Source organism: Catellatospora vulcania, from assembly GCF_009720385.1.
Taxonomy (GTDB): Bacteria; Actinomycetota; Actinomycetes; order Mycobacteriales; family Micromonosporaceae; genus Catellatospora; species Catellatospora vulcania.
Map to the genome: position 1 here is coordinate 91,374 of NZ_ML769307.1, position 16,374 is coordinate 107,747.

Consider the following 16,374-nt stretch of genomic DNA (forward strand, 5'->3'; position numbering starts at 1 on the left):
TCCTGGATCGCCGGGTCAGGGCGAGGTGCGGCTGCAGAGCTGACCCGCATGGGGATACCGCGGCCGGGGTGGATCGCCTAGCCTGGCCGGATGCTGGTCGGGCAGGAAGACTTGCTGGCCGAGGCACGCGCGGCGCTCGCAGCGACCGGCCGGGTCGTGCTGACCGGGCCGCGCGGCATCGGGCGCTCGGCGATCCTGAGCATGCTCGCCGCGGAGCTGACCGCCGGCGGGCGTACGGTGGCTCGGCTCGCCCCCGCGCCGGCGACCGCCTACCTGGGTCTGGCCGACCTTCTCGCCCAGGTGGCAGCAGACGCGGTGGACACCTTGCCGTCCCGCCAGGCCGACGCGGTCGACGCCGTGCTGTGCCGGGGCGCCCAGCAGCCCGTCGATCCGCTGGCGCTCCGCCTGGGCACGCTCGCGCTGATCCGGCAGCTGCCGGGCGCACCGGTGCTGGTCGTCGACGACGTCCAGTGGCTCGATCCGGCCAGCGCCGACGTGATCGGGTTCGTGGCCGCCCGTGCCGAGCTGACGATGCTGATGGCGCGGCACGCCACCGCCGAGGCCTGCGCCGGGCTCGACCGCGACGCCGTCGAGTTCGCGGTGCCGAGGCTGACCGTCGCGCAGACGGTGGAGCTGCTCGGCAGGCACGGCCTGAGCTACCGGGCCGCCGTGCGCGTGCACGCCGCATCGGGCGGGCATCCACGGCTCGCGCTCGCCCTCGCGGCGGCCCCGCGCGGCAGCGCCCGGCCGTCGGGCGGATTCACCCGCACCGGTGCGGGCGCGGTGTCGCGTACGGTCGAGCAGGCGTGCCGGGACCTGCTCGACGGGGCCACGGCAGGGGTACGACGGCTGTTGCTGCTCACGGCGCTGGCCGGTCGGCTGCCGGCGCACCTGCTGCACCGCTCGGGCCTGTCCGCCCGTGACGTCGCGTCGGCGGAGCTCGCCGGGCTGGTGCACGGCGAACCCGATGACCACCTCTGCCTCAGCGCGGACGTGCTGGCCGAGCTCGTGATCGCCGACGCCGGGCCGCACGAGGTCGTCGCCGGGCACCGCGACCTCGCCGACGCCGCACCCGACGAGCCGACCAGGTTGTGGCACGTCGCGATGACGGCCGACGAGCCCGACGCCGCGCTCGCCCACGCCCTGGCCGAAGCGTGCGTGACGGTGCGCGCGCAGGGCCGCCCGCGGCGTGCCGCCGAGCTGGCTTTGCGGGCCGTCGACCTGGCCCCGACCGGTCTGGACCGGACCACGGTGGTGCGCTGGCTGTGCGACGCCGCCCAGGACGCCGGGACCGCAGGGGACGTGCCGCTGGTCCGGCGCATGCTGGGCCGGTTGGAGGGCGTCAACGCCCCGGCCGCGGACCGCGCCCGGGCCCGGCTGTCCGCGTTCGACGCGGCCGGGCAGGATCTCGACGGCTGCGACGAGCTGCTGTCGACGGTGCTCAGCGAGGCCAGCGGGCACCCGGGCCTGCTGGCCGAGGCTCACCTGCGGCTGGCGGTGCGAGCCAACATCGCCGAGGGTTCGCCGCCGCGGGCCGCGGTGCACGCCCGCCGCGCCGTGCAGTATGCGGTGACCGCGCGGCACCGGGTCGCGCAGGCGTCGAGCCTGGCCTACCTGGCCCTGATGCAGCGCGTGATCGGTGACGGGGCGGCGGCGCAGACGCTGGTCGAGGCGTTGGCGGTGCCCGCCGCACAGGACTGGATGCGGATCACGAACTCGCCGCTGCACGTCTCCGCCCGGCATGCGTTCTTCGACGACCGGCTCGACGACGCGCGGCAGGAACTGCTGGCCATGCTGCCGTCGGCCGAGTCGGTGGGCGTGCCCGAGGACCAGGTGGAGGTGTTGCGGGCGCTGGCCGAGGTGGAGGTGCGGATGGGCCGGTGCGCGTCGGCGCTGGGCCATGTCGGGCGGGCGATCACGATCACCGAACGGACGGCCATGTCACCCGGCCCGACCTGGTACACCGCGGCTGTGGTCGAACTCGCGGCGGGCAGCCCGGCCAGGGCCGCCGCGCTCGCCGACGCGGCGGTGCGCGCCTCGGCCGAGGAGCACGACCGGATCTACCTCACCCGGGCGTTGTATGCGCGCGGGTTGACCCGGCTGGCCGCTGGGGACGCGGCGGGGGCGGTGGAGTCGTTGCGGGCGGTGCAGGAGCTGGACCAGCAGCAGCATGCCCGCGACCCGTCGATGCTGCGCTGGCACGGCGACCTGGCTGAGGCGCTGGTCGGGGTCGGTGCGACGGCCGCTGCCGAGCTGCTGATCGAGCAGGCCCGCGGGCTGGCCGGTGCGATGGGCCACGCCGGGGTGCTGGCGGCGCTGGACCGGGCCGACGGGGTGCTGCTGTGCGCTAAGGGCGGCACGTCGGCGGCGGTGGAGACGCTGGGGCGGTCGGTGGCCGCGTTCACGCGCCTGGGCATGCCGTTGGAGCAGGCGCGTTCGCTGCTGGCGCTGGCTTCGGTGCAGCGGCGTCAGCGCCGCTGGGCGGCGTCGCGTGACACTGCCGGGCTCGCCGAGGCGATCTACCGGGAACGGGGCGGCACACCGTGGGCGGCGGCCCGTGCCGCGCAGCCCGGCCCGGCGGAGCGCACTGGGCTCAACGCGGCCGATGCGCGCATCGTGGAGATGGTCGCGGCGGGGGCGAAGAATCGCGAGATCGCCAACGCGCTGTTCCTCAGTGTCAAGACGGTGGAGTCCTCGCTGACCAGGATCTACCGCATAATGGGCGTACGCTCGCGGGTCCAGCTGTCGATGCTGCTGGCCGCCGAGGCGCAGTAGCCGCCCGATCCGGTTGCCCGGCAAGGGAAAACCCTGATCGTGCCCAGCGCCATCCAAGGGTTTCCTCTATTTCGATCTATGCGGATATCCGGTTGGCTCCCCCCAGCCGCATCGCGAGGTGCGGCAGGAGGAGGAGTCACTCATGAAGCACAGAGCCGGCCTCGCGGCCGTGGCGGCAGGTTTGATCCTTGCCGGCAGCCTCGTGGCCGTCACCGGGCTGACCGCGTCGGCCGCCGACACCCTGGCGGTTCCCGCAGCCGAACCCCGTCTGGACCCGGCGGCGCGCGCGGTCGCCGCCGCAGACCGGGCCGCCGTCAACGGTCTCGACGCGCTGCGCAAGCACAGCAGCGCGGAGGAGTTCGACCGGCGTGCCGTCTACCGCGGCACGACACCGGCCGCACAGGACCTCTACTACGTCTCCTATGACCGCACCTACCGGGGCCTGCCGGTCGTCGGCGGCGACGCCGTCGTGGCGACCGACGCCGCAGGCAAGGTGCTGGGCACCGTGTCGGCGAGCAATGCCGACATCGCCGTCGACACGCGCGCCACGGTCACCGCCGCACGGGCGGTCGCCGCGGCCAGGCAGGGCTACGTCCGGGTCGAGAACATCACCGACCCGCGCCTGGTGGTGCTCGTGGTCAATCAGCCCCGGCCGGTCCTGGCCTGGCAGGTGCAGATCTCGGGCCGGACCAAGGCGCAGCCCAGCCGCAAGAACTTCTACGTCGACGCGAGGACGGGCAAGGTCGCGTACGCGCAGGAGGAGATCCAGGCGGGCACCGGCACCGGTGTCTGGAGCGGTGCGAACCTGCAGATCCCGACGTCGGGGTCCAGCGGCAACTACCAGATGCGCGACACGAGCCGGGGCATCAGCTGCGCCAACTACAGCAACGGCACCGGTGCGATCTTCACCGACGCTGACGACGTGTGGGGCAGCACCAGCAAGACCGACAAGGTGGCGGGCTGCGTCGACGTCTTCCACACCAGCGCCAGGCAGTCCGACATGGTCAACCAGTGGCTGGGCCGCAACGGGCTCAACGGCAACGGCGGCGCGTGGCCGTCGTATGTGGGCCTGGCCGACCGCAACGCGTACTGGGACTACGTGCCCAACGCGACCCTGTTCGGCTACAACGCGGCCAGCCAGTGGCTGACCGCCATGGACGTGGTGGGCCACGAGAACGGCCACGGCATCGACGAGAACACCCCCGGCGGCACCTCGCAGGAGGCCGGGCTGGGCGAGGGCACCGGCGACATCTTCGGCGCGCTGACCGAGCACTTCATCAACAGCTCGGTCGACGTGCCGGACTACGAGACCGGCGAGATGGTCAACTTCTCCGGCAACGGCAAGCCGCTGCGCTACATGTACAACCCGTCGCTGGACGGGCGCAGCCCCAACTGCTACTCGTCGTCGATCCCGAACACCGAGGTCCACGACGCGGCCGGCCCGCTGAACCACTGGTTCTACCTGCTGGCCGAGGGCAGCAGCCCGGGCAATGGCAAGCCGAACAGCCCGATCTGCTCCGGCGGCCCGTCGTCGGTCACCGGTGTCGGCATCCAGAACGCCGGCAAGGTCTTCTACAACGCGATGCTGCTCAAGACGTCGGGCATGACGTACAAGAAGTACCGCATCGCGACCCTGCAGGCGGCGAAGAACCTCGACGCCACCTGCGGCCTGTACCTCAAGACCAAGGCGGCCTGGGACGCGGTCACCCTGCCGGCCCAGTCCGGCGAGGCCACGTGCACCCCGTCGGGCAGCGACTGGTCGATCTCGCTGAACCCCGCCGCGGGCACGGTGCAGCCGGGCAGCTCGGTCAACGCGACGGTGTCGACGACCACGACCGGCGGCAGCGCGCAGAACGTGACGCTGAGCGCGTCGGGCGCGCCGTCCGGGGTGAGCGTGTCGTTCAGCCCGTCGTCGGTGCAGACCGGCAACAGCTCGACGATGACCGTGTCCACCACGGCGGGAACCGCTGCGGGCACGTACACCATCACGGTCAACGGTGACGGCACGACGGATCACTCCGCGCAGTACACGCTCACCGTCGGCAGCACCAACCCGACGCCCACCGCGCCGGACATCGACGTGGCCAAGGTGCAGGCGCACCTGAGCCAGTTCGGCACGATCGCCTCCAGCAACGGCGGCAACCGCCGCGCCGGGTCGGCCGGTTACACCGCGTCGGTGAACTACGTGAAGGGCAAGCTGGAGGCGGCCGGGTACACGGTCACCCTGCAGGACTGCACCAGCTGCACCTACCGCTCCAACAACCTGATCGCCGACTGGCCGGGCGGCCCGTCCGACCAGGTCGTCATGTTCGGCGCCCACCTGGACGGCGTGTCGGCCGGTCCCGGCATCAACGACAACGCCTCGGGTTCGTCGATCCTGCTCGAATCGGCGCTCGCGCTGGCCGCGGGCAACCCGACGCTGGCCAAGCACGTCCGGTTCGGCTGGTGGACGGACGAGGAGCAGGGCCTCAACGGCTCGCGGTTCTACGTCAACTCGCTGACGGCGGCGCAGAAGTCGGCGATCAAGGGTTACTACAACTTCGACATGGTCGCCTCGACCAACGGCGGCTACTTCATCAACAACATCAGCACCGCGACCTCGGCGCCGATGAAGGAGTACTGGGACTCGCTGAACCTCCAGCCGGAGGAGAACGTCGAGGGCCAGGGCCGTTCCGACGACGCGTCGTTCAAGAACGCCGGCATCCCCACCAGCGGCTACGCCACCGGCGCGGGCAACAGCAAGACCTCGGCGCAGGCGGGCAAGTGGGGCGGCACGGCGGGATCGTCCTACGACCCCTGCTACCACCAGTCCTGCGACACCACCAACAACATCAACGCGACGGCGCTCAACCGCAGCGCCGACGGGTTGGCGTACACGATCTGGAAGACCGCGGTGAGCACCGGGCCCGGCCCGTCGCCGTCGCCGAGCGCCTCGCCCAGCAGCGGCCCGTCGCCGTCGCCGTCGGCCTCGCCGAGCACTCCGCCGTCGCCGTCGCCCTCGCCGACCCCGCCGGGCGGCCGGACGTTCACCAACGGCGCCGACTTCCAGATCGTCGACAACCGCATCTACAGCCCGGTCGTGTCCAACGCCACGGGTCTGGCGGTCTCACCGGTGCGGCTGTCGATCACGATTCAGCACACCTGCTCCGAGGACCTGGGGATCAGCCTGATCGACCCCAGCGGCCTGATCTACGCGGTCAAGACCTCGGGCAGCGGCAACTACGAGTGCACCCCGTTCGGCGGCACACGCACCTACAGCGTGCCGCTGACCGCCCTGGCCGCGGGCACCTGGCAGTTGCGGGTGACCGACTACGGCCCGGGTGACTACGGCGTGCTCGACACCTGGTCGATCACGCTGTGACAGCCAGGTGACGAAAGACCGGCTCCCCCCGGGATAGCGAAACACCGGTGCCGTGCCAGTCAGGCACGGCACCGGTTCGTCGTGTCCGGGGTCAGGGGATCGTCAGCCCGTACACGGCAAGGATCTCACCGATGGGCTGGTAGTACGTGGTGCCGCCGGCGGTGCAGTTGCCGGTGCCGCCGGACAGGATGCCCAGGATGAGCCCGCCGGAGGTGTAGAGCGGCCCACCGCTGTCACCGTTCTCCGCGCAGATGTTCGTCCTGATCAGACCGGTGACGGTGCCGTCGGGGTAGTTGACGGTGGCGTTCAGCGCGGTGACGGTGCCGCAGCGTACGCCGGTGGTCGCGCCGCTGCGGCAGACCGCCTGGCCGACGTGGGCGCTGCCGGTCCCGTACAGCTGCAGCAGGCCGGGATAGGTGTTGACGGCGCTGGGGTGGCTGAGCCGGCTCGTGTATTTGATCAAGCCGTAGTCGTTGCCGGGAAAGCTGCTCGCGGTGCGCGTGCCGATCGCGATGGTGTGGGCGCTGTTGGTCCACCAGGTCGCGGAGCTGTTCGTGCAGTGCCCCGCGGTGATCAGGTAGTAGGTGCTGCCGCTGCGCGCGTTCGCGCCCAGCGAGCAGCGTGACGTGCTGCCGTAGATCGCGTCGCCGCCGGCCAGCATCGTGCGCAGGCGGCCGGGTTCGCGGCGCACGTCGACGCCGGCTCCGCGCAGACCGTCACGCAGGCGTGCGGCCTGCTGTTCGGTCACCGTTTCGTCGAGTGTCACGGTCGTGCGCCCGGTGGCCGGGTCGACGGTCCAGGCGGTGCCGGGGGTCTGGGTGACTTCGGCGGTGGGGAGCCGGGTCTCGCGCGCGGCTGCCGGGGTGGCGGTCGCGGCGGTGGCCACGAGCACCGCCACAGTAGCGACAGCGAGGCGGAAAGGGCGTCTCATCGCGTCCCTCCGAGGTTTGTGGACAGGGGATGAGACAAGGATGACATCGACGGACGTCGACATGCAACGGACCGGGGGTGCTGGGCGGGTCACGTCACGTTCTGAAGGAAGTCGCCGTAGAACAAGCCGAGGCCGATCGCGACACTCGCCGCGGCGACAATCCAGAGCCGCACGACGACATTGACTTCGGGCCAGCCACCGAGTTCGAAATGATAGTGAATCGGCGACATCCGGAATACCCGCTTGCCCCTCGTGCGGAATGAGATGACCTGGATGACCACGGACATCAGGCTGATCACGAACAGGAACCCGATGATCGGCAACAGCAGGCTGGTGCGCGTGGCCATGGCGAAGGCGGCCATCAACCCGCCGAGGCCGAGTGCGCCGGCGTCGCCCATGATGATCTTCGCGGGTGAGGTGTTCGACCAGAGGAAGCCCACGCATGCGGCGCAGATGGCGGCGGCGATCATCGCCACTTCGAGCGGATCGCGGACCGAGTAGCAGTAGGCGTTCAGGTCGGCCGCGTAACCCTTGGTGTCGGCACACCAGTGCTGATACTGCCAGTAGCCGATGATCGCATACGCGCCGGTGACCACGATCGACGCGCCGGTGGCCAGGCCGTCCATGCCGTCGGCCAGGTTGACCGCATTGCTCATGAACATGACCATCAACACGAACAGGATGACCGCGCCGACTTTGGTGACGTCGAGCCATGAGATGTCTTTTATGAACGATATCTTGGTCGAGCCGACCGTCTCCCCGTTGGATGACGGGTAATACATCGCGACAACCCCGAAGGTGGTGCCCACCAGCAGCTGGCCGAGCAGTTTGCCCTTTGCGCTCAGCCCGGCGCTGCTCTTCAGGACCACCTTCATGTAGTCGTCGACAAAACCGATCGCGCCGCAGAAGACGAACACGCCCAGCAGCACGAGACCGGTGACGGTCGGGCCGACCTGGCCCAACTGGCCCTCTGGCAGGCCGTGTAGCGCAAAGTGTCCGACCACGTAGGCGATGACCGTGGCCAGGATGAACGCCAGTCCACCCATGGTCGGCGTGCCGCGCTTGCCTTCGTTGGACTTGAGGGCCAGCTCGTCTCTGATGGGCTGGCCGGCCTTCAGCCGGTTCATGAGCTTGGCGAGCAGAGGTGTGCCGAGCAACGACAATAGGAACGCCACCGCCGCCGCGGCGATCACGGCTCTCACGGATGCGCACCGCCGTGCGCCGCTGAACCAGGGCGCTGTGGTGAGTCTGCGACCTGCCATGCCTGGTATCGCGAGCCCTTCACCAGCGCCACCCCATCCGCACGCATCCCGGGTCCTCCATCTGCCGAGCGGCAGAGTAACGGCTCAACGAGATCGGCGGGGGGTCGAGAAGCAGCGTCTGTGGAGTTTTCGTGAACGTTGGCCCGAGGGGGCGTCGAGGATCTCTGGGGGATGCTTGGATGTGGATCATGTTGCAGTCCCTGCGGCACGCGGCCTACCGCGTCTACGCCCGTCGCCTCCGAAGCCGGCTCTCGGATGCCGATCTGCCGCAGCACGTGGCGATGGTGATGGACGGCAACCGGCGCTGGGCACGCCAGATGGGCTTCGACGATCCCAAGGTCGGTCACCGTTTCGGCGCCGAGCACCTCGACGAGGTCCTCGGCTGGTGCGCCGAAGTCGGCATCCGCCATGTCACGGTGTTCGTCGCCTCGGTCGACAACATGCGCAAGCGTGACTCCGACGAGGTCGACAACCTGATGCAGATGATCGAGAACGTTGTCGCGGAGCGTTTGTCACGCCCGGCCAACCACTGGCAGCTGCATCTCGCCGGCCGCCTGGACGTGTTGCCCGACTCGACGAGAGTCGCCCTGAAGCTTGCGGAGGAGGCGACCCGGGAGCGGTCCGGCAGGTTCCATCTCAACGTGGCCATCGGCTACGACGGCCGTGAGGAGATCGTCAACGCGGTCCGTTCGCTGCTGGAGGACGAGGCGCGCGCGGGCGCGACGCTGGACGACGTCGCCCAGCGCCTGCAAGCGGACCACATCGCCGCGCGCCTGTACACCGGCGGGCAGCCGGATCCGGACCTGGTCATCCGGACCAGTGGTGAACGGCGTATGTCGGGGTTCCTGCTGTGGCAGGCGGCGTACTCGGAGCTGTACTTCTGCGACGTGTACTGGCCGGGTTTCCGGAAGATCGATTTCCTGCGGGCCCTGCGTTCGTACGCTGCCCGCCACCGGAGATTCGGTGCATGATCAACATTTCTGGGAGCGGAGTCACTGTGACAGCAACCGACTACGACGACTTTGCGGCCGCCTACTCGGCGCAGAACGAGTCCGGCCTCTTCAACACCTACTACAACGGACCCGCGATACTTCACCTCGCCGGCGACGTCTCCGGCCGCCGAATCCTCGACGCGGGATGCGGCACCGGCCCGTTGTCAGCGGCGCTGCGCGCCAAGGGAGCCGCGGTCACCGGCTTCGACGTCAGCGCCGCCATGGTCGACCTGGCCCGCCGGCGGCTCGGCGAAGACGCCGACCTGCACGTGGCGGACCTGAGCGAGCCGCTGCCGTTCGCGGACGCCGAGTTCGACGTCGTCGTGGCGTCCCTGGTCCTGCACTACCTGGAGGACTGGTCCGGCCCCCTCGCCGAGCTGCGTCGCATGCTGAAGCCAGGCGGTCGCCTGATCCTCTCGACCATGCACCCCGCCGGCTATGCGATCGAGTACCCCGAGGCCGACTACTTCGCGGTCACCAAGTACACCGAGGACTACGTCATGGACGGCCAGACCGTGTGGCTGACCTACTGGCACCGGCCGCTGCACGCCATGTCGGATGCTTTCGCCGCCGCCGGGTTCCGCATCGTGACGATCAGCGAACCGCCGCCTGCGCCGGACACCCCTGCGGAGCTGCTTCCACCCGACAAGGGCTCCGGGCGCTTCATGTGTTTCCTCTTCTTCGTCCTCGAGCCCGCCTAGGAAATCCTCGGCGTATCAGGGGGGCACGTTCCCGTGGCCGGCCGAACGTGGCCGGCCACGGGAACGCCCCGACATGTTCATCGCCGGCAAGGCCCACGCCCACGACAACATCCGTGCCGCGCTGCGGTGCCTGCGTTCGACGTCAGCGGATCGTCGTCACCGCACGATCGGCTTCGGCCTGTACGCCGTCCAGGTCCTCCGGGATCTCCGCGCCCGCGACGGCATGGGGCAGCGCGGCCTCCATCCGGGCCAGGGGCCGGTAGCGCAGGCCGCCGATCCCGAGCACCACCAGTGCCACGCCCGCGGCGACCAGCAGCAGGCCCATGCCGCGGCCGGGGCCGACGCCGAGCACCGCGCCCACGCTGCCGGTCAGCGCGCCACCGGGTGCGAGCAGCGGCGTGAAGAGGCGGTCGGCGATCAGCGGCGCGGTGACGAAGGCCAGCGGGGTCATCGCGACGGCCACAGGCCCATCAGCGTGACGCCGACGCCCAGCCCGATGACGGAGCCGACCATGCCGGTGGCGCGGCGGCGGGCGCCGTATGGGCCGCTCATGCGGCCATCGCCCGTTCCCCGACCGGCGGTGTTCATGCGCGGCACGCGAAATGACCTTGGTGATATGGGTCACGGAACGTTATGGAAGCCGATGACTATCACGGCTTTCCTCCGCGAAAGTCTGATTCAGGCGGGGCAGTGTCCGTACGGAGGGTCCGTGCCGAACCGCAAAGTCAGTTAACCTTCGGCGGCCACCGTCCGACGATCTTGATAGGCCGCGCCTCCGTGTCTTCCGACGCCTCCACGCAAGTCCGCGATTCGCACAGCGACGCGACGGTTCTCATCCCCCGAGTCCCGGCGCAGGCCGCAACCGTCCGGGCACCCGAGGTTCCGACCACGCCCGCGGCCGACGATCCGATGGCCACCGGCCGGGCGCTCGGCGCGCTGGCCTGGCTGCTGCCGCTGACCGTCATGGCCGTGGTGGGCACCGTCCGTGCCTCCTGGCCGGGCCTGTGGGGCGACGAGCTGGCCACCTGGGGCATGGCGACGGCGTCCTGGCAGGACCTGTGGCAGACCGTGCAGCACGCCGAGGCGAGCATCGCCCCCTACTACGCGTTCATGCACGGCTGGACGGCGTTGGCGGGCACCTCGGAGTTCGCGCTGCGGCTGCCCTCGATCGTGGCGATGGCGGGTGCGGCCGGGCTGATCGGCGCCATCGGCGCGCGCCTGGCCTCGCCGCGGTTCGGCCTGGTCGCCGGGCTGCTGTTCGTGGCGGTGCCGGCGGCCTCCCGCTACGCGCAGGAAGCCCGCCCGTACGCCATCGCGCTGTTCTTCGCGACGCTGTGCACCTACCTGCTGCTCGGTCTGATGGACCGGCCCCGCTGGTGGCGGTATGCGGCCTACGCCCTCGCCGTGATGGCCACCGGCGCCGGCCACCTGGTCGCCCTGCTGATCCTCGCCGCCCACGGCTTGATCATTCTCGCGCAGCGGCGCCGGGTGTTCCTGCCGTGGCTGCTCGCCGCGATCGTCGGCGTGCTGCCCGTGGTGCCGGTCGTGCTACTGGGACGCGGGCAGCAGGAGCAGATCTCCTGGATCCCCCTGGCGAGCTGGGACCGGCTCGGCCAGCTGCCGCAGGGCCTGGCCGGAGGCGCGCTGGTGGGCGGGATCCTGCTCGGCCTGGCCGTGCTGGCGCTGTCGATGCGCAATCCGGGCCTCGTCTACGCCGCATGCGCCGTCGTGCCGACGGTCCTGCTGTTCGCCGCCGGTCAGTTCATGCACCTCTGGCTGCCGCGCTACCTGCTCTTCACGGTTCCGGCGTGGGTGCTGCTCGCGGCCGTGACGAGCGCGCGCGACCGGGTGGTCCGCGGCGTGCTCGTGGTCGTGACCGTGGCGGCGGTGGGCATGAGCGCCCAGGTCGGCATGCGCACCGAGTCGGGACACGGGCAGAACCCGCGGTCGGTCGCGGCGTACCTGGAGAGCCACGCCGACCTCAGCGACGGCATCGTCTTCGGCAGCAACGTCGGCGGTGACCAGCGGGTCGCCCGTGACGTCGTCGCCCGCTACCTGGCCGTGCCGCACCGTCCGGCGGACGTGTTCCTGGCCGAGCCCGCGCGCACCGGCGGCCATCTGGCCGCCACCGAGTGCCCGCAGCTGGACACCTGCCTCGACGACCTGGAGCGGTTGTGGGTGCTTCGCCTGGGCACCCGCGACGATCCGCTCGCGGAGATCGGCGCGGCCAAGGAGACGCTGCTGCGCGCCAGGTACAACATCGCCGACGTCGTCCACAAGGGCGGCTTCACCATCGCGCTGCTGACGCGTAAGCCGGTCGTTCAGGCCGTGGCTCGCTGACCATATCCACGGGGAACACGCAACACACGGGGAAACTGCAATGCTGGCGTTTCTGCTCCAGATCAAGTCCTGGATGAACTCGGGACAGCTGTACCTGTTCACCCTGCTCATGCTCGTCATCTGGGTGCTGTGGCTGATCCGCGTCGTCCTGTCCCGGCACTACCGGCCGTGGCGGACGCCGTACCGGACCACCACCTCGGTGATCATTCCGGTCGTCGACGAGCCCGAGGACCTGTTCCGCGACGTGCTGGGGCGCATCCTGGAGCAGCAGCCGACCGAGGTCGTGGTCGTGATCAACGGGCCGCGCAACAACAACTTGGAACGCATCTGCACCGATGTCGGGGTGCGCTGGGTCTGGACCGACATCCCCGGCAAGCGCAACGCGCTGCAGGTCGGCATCGGGCTGTCCACCGGCGACATCGCCGTGCTGGTCGACTCGGACACGATCTGGACCCGGGGCACCCTCGAAGAACTGGTCAAGCCCTTCATCGACCCCCGGGTCGGCGGCGTGACCACCCAGCAGCGCATCCTCGACCCCGGCCGCAACTGGCTGACCCGCTGGGCCGACTGGCTGGAGAACGTGCGCAACAGCTACTCGATGCCGTCGATGAGCGTGCTCGGCACGGTCGGGTGCCTGCCCGGCCGCACCATCGCGTTCCGCCGGTCGATCCTGGTCGACTGCATGCAGGCGTTCCTGACCGAGAAGTTCCTCGGCGTCTTCCTCGAGGTCAGCGACGACCGCACGCTGACCAACTACGCGCTCAAGGCCGGTTACCGCACCGTCTACCAGTCGACGTCGCTGGTCTACACCGACGCGCCGCTGGAACTCAAGAAGCTGGCCAAGCAGCAGTACCGGTGGGCGCGGGGCTCGCAGTACAACACCATGCGGATGCTGCCGTGGATGATCCGCCACGCGCCGATGCTGGCCGTGTTCTACCTGGCCGACATCCTCATCCCGTTCGCGCTGGTGGGCGCGTTCATCTCGTGGGCCCAGTCACTGGTGACCGGCACGAAGCTGGCCCTGTACGACGGCCTGCCGCTCGACGACGTCAGCCCCGCCCGCCTGCTCCCGACGATCATCGTCATCTCGCTGACGACGACGGCGCTGTCACTGGCCATCCGGTTCAGCCGACACTTCGTCAGCCACTCGCGCGACCTGATGTACCTGCCCGCGTTCATGCTGATCAATACGCTGATGCTGATGCCCATCCGGGTGCTGGGCTTCTTCCGGATGGCCCACAACTCCGGCTGGGGCACGCGTGCGGGCGGCTTCAGCGGCGAGCGCGCCGACCGGCGTAATCCTCTGGCCCTGCTGCCCTACCTGCTCGGTGCGGCCCTTCTCTACGGCGCGGTGATGATCGGTGTCTAACCACAAGAGCGTGAGCCGCGCCCGCGGCTGGATCTGGCTGGCTGTCACGACGCTGGTGCTGGTCGGGGTGACGTCGTGGGTGCTGGCACCGGCCATCACGGGCATCGACAAGGCCGCGGGCGGTGCCACCGGCGGCAGCGGGGCGCGCCCGAGCGCCGGCCCGTTGGCAGCGGCCATCCCGACCAAGGCACAGCTGATGACCCCGGGCGCACCCCGGTTCGGGCTGAGCGCGCCGCAGGTGCCGTTCTCGCGGGGCGAGATCAACCGCATCGCGACCGCCGCCGGGCAGCAGCCCACGCTGCTGCAGTACTTCGTGAAGTTCCGGCAGTCGTTCCGGACCGACGCCGTGCGCACCGCGTACGACCGCGGCGCCCTGCCGATGATCTCCTGGGAGCCCTGGGCAGGTCCGGACGCCGGGGTGAACCAGCCGGACTTCGCCCTCGCCAAGATCAGCAAGGGTGAGTTCGACGCTTACCTCACCGAGTTCGCCACCGGGGTGCGCGACAACCGCCTGCCGGTCGCCATCCGGTTCGCGCACGAGATGAACGGCCACTGGTACCCCTGGTCGGAGCGCCGCTCGGGCAACCGCAAGGGCGACTACGTCCGCGCCTGGCGCCACATCCACGACGTCTTCCAGCGCGTCGGCGCCAACAACGTGATCTGGGTGTGGAGCCCGAACATCATCCGCCCGGTGCCCAAGGTCGCGCTCAAGGCGCTCTACCCCGGCGACGACTATGTCGACTGGGCCGGCATGGTCGGGTACGCCGTCACCGAGCGCACCGCCGCGGCCGTGTTCGAGCCGACCATCAAGAAGATGCGCACGTTCACCGACAAGCCCATCGTCATCACCGAGACCGGCGCGCAGCACGGCGCCGCCAAGGCCGCGTGGATCCAGAACTTCTTCACCTGGCTCGGCAAACGCCGCGACATCGCCGGCTTCGTCTGGTTCGAGTACAGCAAGGAGGAAGGCGGCTCCGCCGACTGGCGCTTCTCCCACAACCAGGAGTACGCCACCGCCTTCAAGAACGGCGCCGACCGGATCACCCTGGCCCCGCCGATCACACCGGAGCCGCCCCCGTCCGGCGCGGCCGCGTCAGCGACGCCGACCCCGTGACCCGGACCCGGATCGCGATCGCGCTGCTGCTGGTGGCGCTCGGCCCGGCCGCGTGCAGCCGGCCCCGGCCGCCGGCCGGGCCGACGCCGCCGCCGGCTTCGCCGAGCCCGACCGTCGCACCGGACGTGACCGTCGCCGTCGACGCCTCCGGCGACCTCGGCGCGTTCAACAACCCCGCCCGCTACCACAATCAAGCCGACCACGCGCAGCTGCTGACCGACGCGCAGGTCGCCAGGGTCCGCGAGCTCGCGCCGGTGGTGACCCGCGCCTGGATCAGCGCGCAGTGGTACTACGACCCGGCGAAGGACACCTACGACTTCGACTACCGCGCGCCCAACGGCCGGTCCCTCTACGGCTACCTGGACCAGGTGTCGTCGTACACGCAGCGGCTGTTCCTGAACCTGAACCAGTGCGACCAGCAGATCATGGACCTCGCGTCGCCGCAGCGTTGCGCCGAGGCGATCTACCAGGGCATCAGGCACTACAAGCAGCGGTATCCGGCCTTCGAGTTCCTCGAGGTCTTCAACGAGCCGGACCGGGACTGGCCCGAGCCGGCCGGCACACCGCGCGCGATGGACGCGGACACCTACTACGGCTGGTACGCCCATGCCTACCGGGCGGTGAACCGGGTCAACGCCGAGCTGCGGCCGCAGGTGCCGCTGAAGGTCGGCGGACCGGTGACCTACTACTTCGACAAGCCGTTCATCCGCGACTTCCTCGCCCGCTACGCCGCCGACACCGACCCGGCCAAGCGGCTGGACTTCGTGTCGTACCACCAGTACAAGGCCCGGACGAACCCTGCCTCGGTCGCGGGCGAGAAGCGTGAGGTCCAGCAGATGCTGACCGACCTCGGCCTGCCCGACCTCCCGGTCTACGTCACCGAGCTCGGCGTGTTCCCCGGCGCCAACAGCGGCACCACGTTCGACGAGGACATGTTGACCCAGTCGGCGGCCGCCGCGGTGCTGGGCAACACCTACGCGACGTGGGGGCTGAACATGCCGATGCACTGGCTGTTCGACCATCCCACCAACGACCGCAAGTCGATGTTCGTCGAGGGCTCCGACAGTGCCGTCACGCCCTACTACAACGTCGTGGCGATGCAGCGGATGCTGCGCGAGCGGCTGGTGCCCAGCACCGTCGCGCCGAAGCCGCGGGACGGACGCGGCGTGCACGCGTGGGCCACGGCCGATGCCGGCAGCGCCGCGGTGATGCTGACCAACTACACCTGGACGGACCGCCGTCCCCAGTCGTCCCGTGAGGTCGCCGCCGTGCAGATCGGGGGCCTGCCGCCGGCGCTGCGGGGCCGCGACGTGCGCGTGGAGGTGTATCTCGTCGACCGCCGGCACAGCAACGTCACCGCCGGAGCACCGGACGGCCGCCTGGAACGGGTCGCCGACACCTCGCAGCGGGCCGGTGAACGGCTCACGGTCACCGTCGAGCTGGGCCCCAACGCCTCCGCGCTGGTCGTGATCACACCGCGCTGACGCTGCCCGTCGCCGCTGCCGGGGTGTCGGCAGCGGGGACGCGCG

The 16,374-nt window shown here is 70.3% G+C and carries 11 protein-coding genes; 8 read left to right on the forward strand and 3 right to left on the reverse strand.

The features are described 5' to 3' along the window. Positions 1-90: 90 nt before the first annotated feature. Both F6W97_RS15070 and F6W97_RS15075 read left to right on the forward strand, forming a co-directional pair. Entirely contained in the window at positions 91-2,775 is a 2,685-nt protein-coding gene (locus F6W97_RS15070) for a LuxR family transcriptional regulator (protein WP_155370955.1), read from the forward strand. 142 nt (positions 2,776-2,917) lie between these two features. After that, positions 2,918-6,136, forward strand: a complete 3,219-nt coding sequence (locus F6W97_RS15075) for a M28 family peptidase (protein WP_155370956.1) — start codon at positions 2,918-2,920, stop codon at positions 6,134-6,136. Between the two features lie 91 nt (positions 6,137-6,227). Here the strand turns inward: F6W97_RS15075 and F6W97_RS15080 are convergent, their stop codons facing one another. Further along, the gene (locus F6W97_RS15080; RefSeq protein ID WP_230686690.1) at positions 6,228-7,067 is read right to left on the reverse strand and encodes a S1 family peptidase; all 840 of its coding nucleotides are present in this window, start codon (positions 7,065-7,067) and stop codon (positions 6,228-6,230) included. Positions 7,068-7,156: 89 nt separating this feature from the next. After that, positions 7,157-8,269, reverse strand: coding sequence for a phospho-N-acetylmuramoyl-pentapeptide-transferase (gene mraY / locus F6W97_RS15085; protein ID WP_155370958.1), 1,113 nt, complete (start codon positions 8,267-8,269; stop codon positions 7,157-7,159). A 239-nt stretch (positions 8,270-8,508) separates the two neighbouring features. Here mraY and uppS point away from each other — a divergent pair, with 239 nt between their 5' ends. Beyond that, entirely contained in the window at positions 8,509-9,300 is a 792-nt protein-coding gene (gene uppS, locus F6W97_RS15090; RefSeq protein ID WP_196279155.1) for a polyprenyl diphosphate synthase, read from the forward strand. Positions 9,301-9,326: 26 nt separating this feature from the next. Next, the gene (locus tag F6W97_RS15095) at positions 9,327-10,022 is read left to right on the forward strand and encodes a class I SAM-dependent methyltransferase (RefSeq protein WP_230686691.1); all 696 of its coding nucleotides are present in this window, start codon (positions 9,327-9,329) and stop codon (positions 10,020-10,022) included. A gap of 142 nt (positions 10,023-10,164) precedes the next feature. Here the strand turns inward: F6W97_RS15095 and F6W97_RS15100 are convergent, their stop codons facing one another. Next, positions 10,165-10,485 carry a hypothetical protein gene (locus F6W97_RS15100; protein WP_155370960.1) on the reverse strand — a complete coding sequence of 107 codons (321 nt, stop codon included), beginning with the start codon at positions 10,483-10,485 and terminating at the stop codon, positions 10,165-10,167. A gap of 446 nt (positions 10,486-10,931) precedes the next feature. Here F6W97_RS15100 and F6W97_RS15105 point away from each other — a divergent pair, with 446 nt between their 5' ends. The 4 genes from F6W97_RS15105 to F6W97_RS15120 are packed head-to-tail and all read left to right on the forward strand — an operon-like array spanning position 10,932 to position 16,329. Further along, a complete protein-coding gene (locus F6W97_RS15105; RefSeq protein ID WP_196279156.1) occupies positions 10,932-12,362 on the forward strand; it encodes a glycosyltransferase family 39 protein in 1,431 nt (476 codons plus the stop codon). 40 nt (positions 12,363-12,402) lie between these two features. Further along, on the forward strand, positions 12,403-13,731 hold the full coding sequence (locus F6W97_RS15110) for a glycosyltransferase family 2 protein (protein ID WP_155370962.1): 1,329 nt from the start codon (positions 12,403-12,405) through the stop codon (positions 13,729-13,731). 10 nt (positions 13,732-13,741) lie between these two features. Further along, a complete protein-coding gene (locus tag F6W97_RS15115; RefSeq protein WP_155370963.1) occupies positions 13,742-14,845 on the forward strand; it encodes a glycoside hydrolase family 26 protein in 1,104 nt (367 codons plus the stop codon). Next, positions 14,842-16,329 carry a GH39 family glycosyl hydrolase gene (locus tag F6W97_RS15120; RefSeq protein WP_155370964.1) on the forward strand — a complete coding sequence of 496 codons (1,488 nt, stop codon included), beginning with the start codon at positions 14,842-14,844 and terminating at the stop codon, positions 16,327-16,329. The genes F6W97_RS15115 and F6W97_RS15120 overlap by 4 nt, the downstream gene beginning before the upstream one ends. Positions 16,330-16,374: the final 45 nt, after the last annotated feature.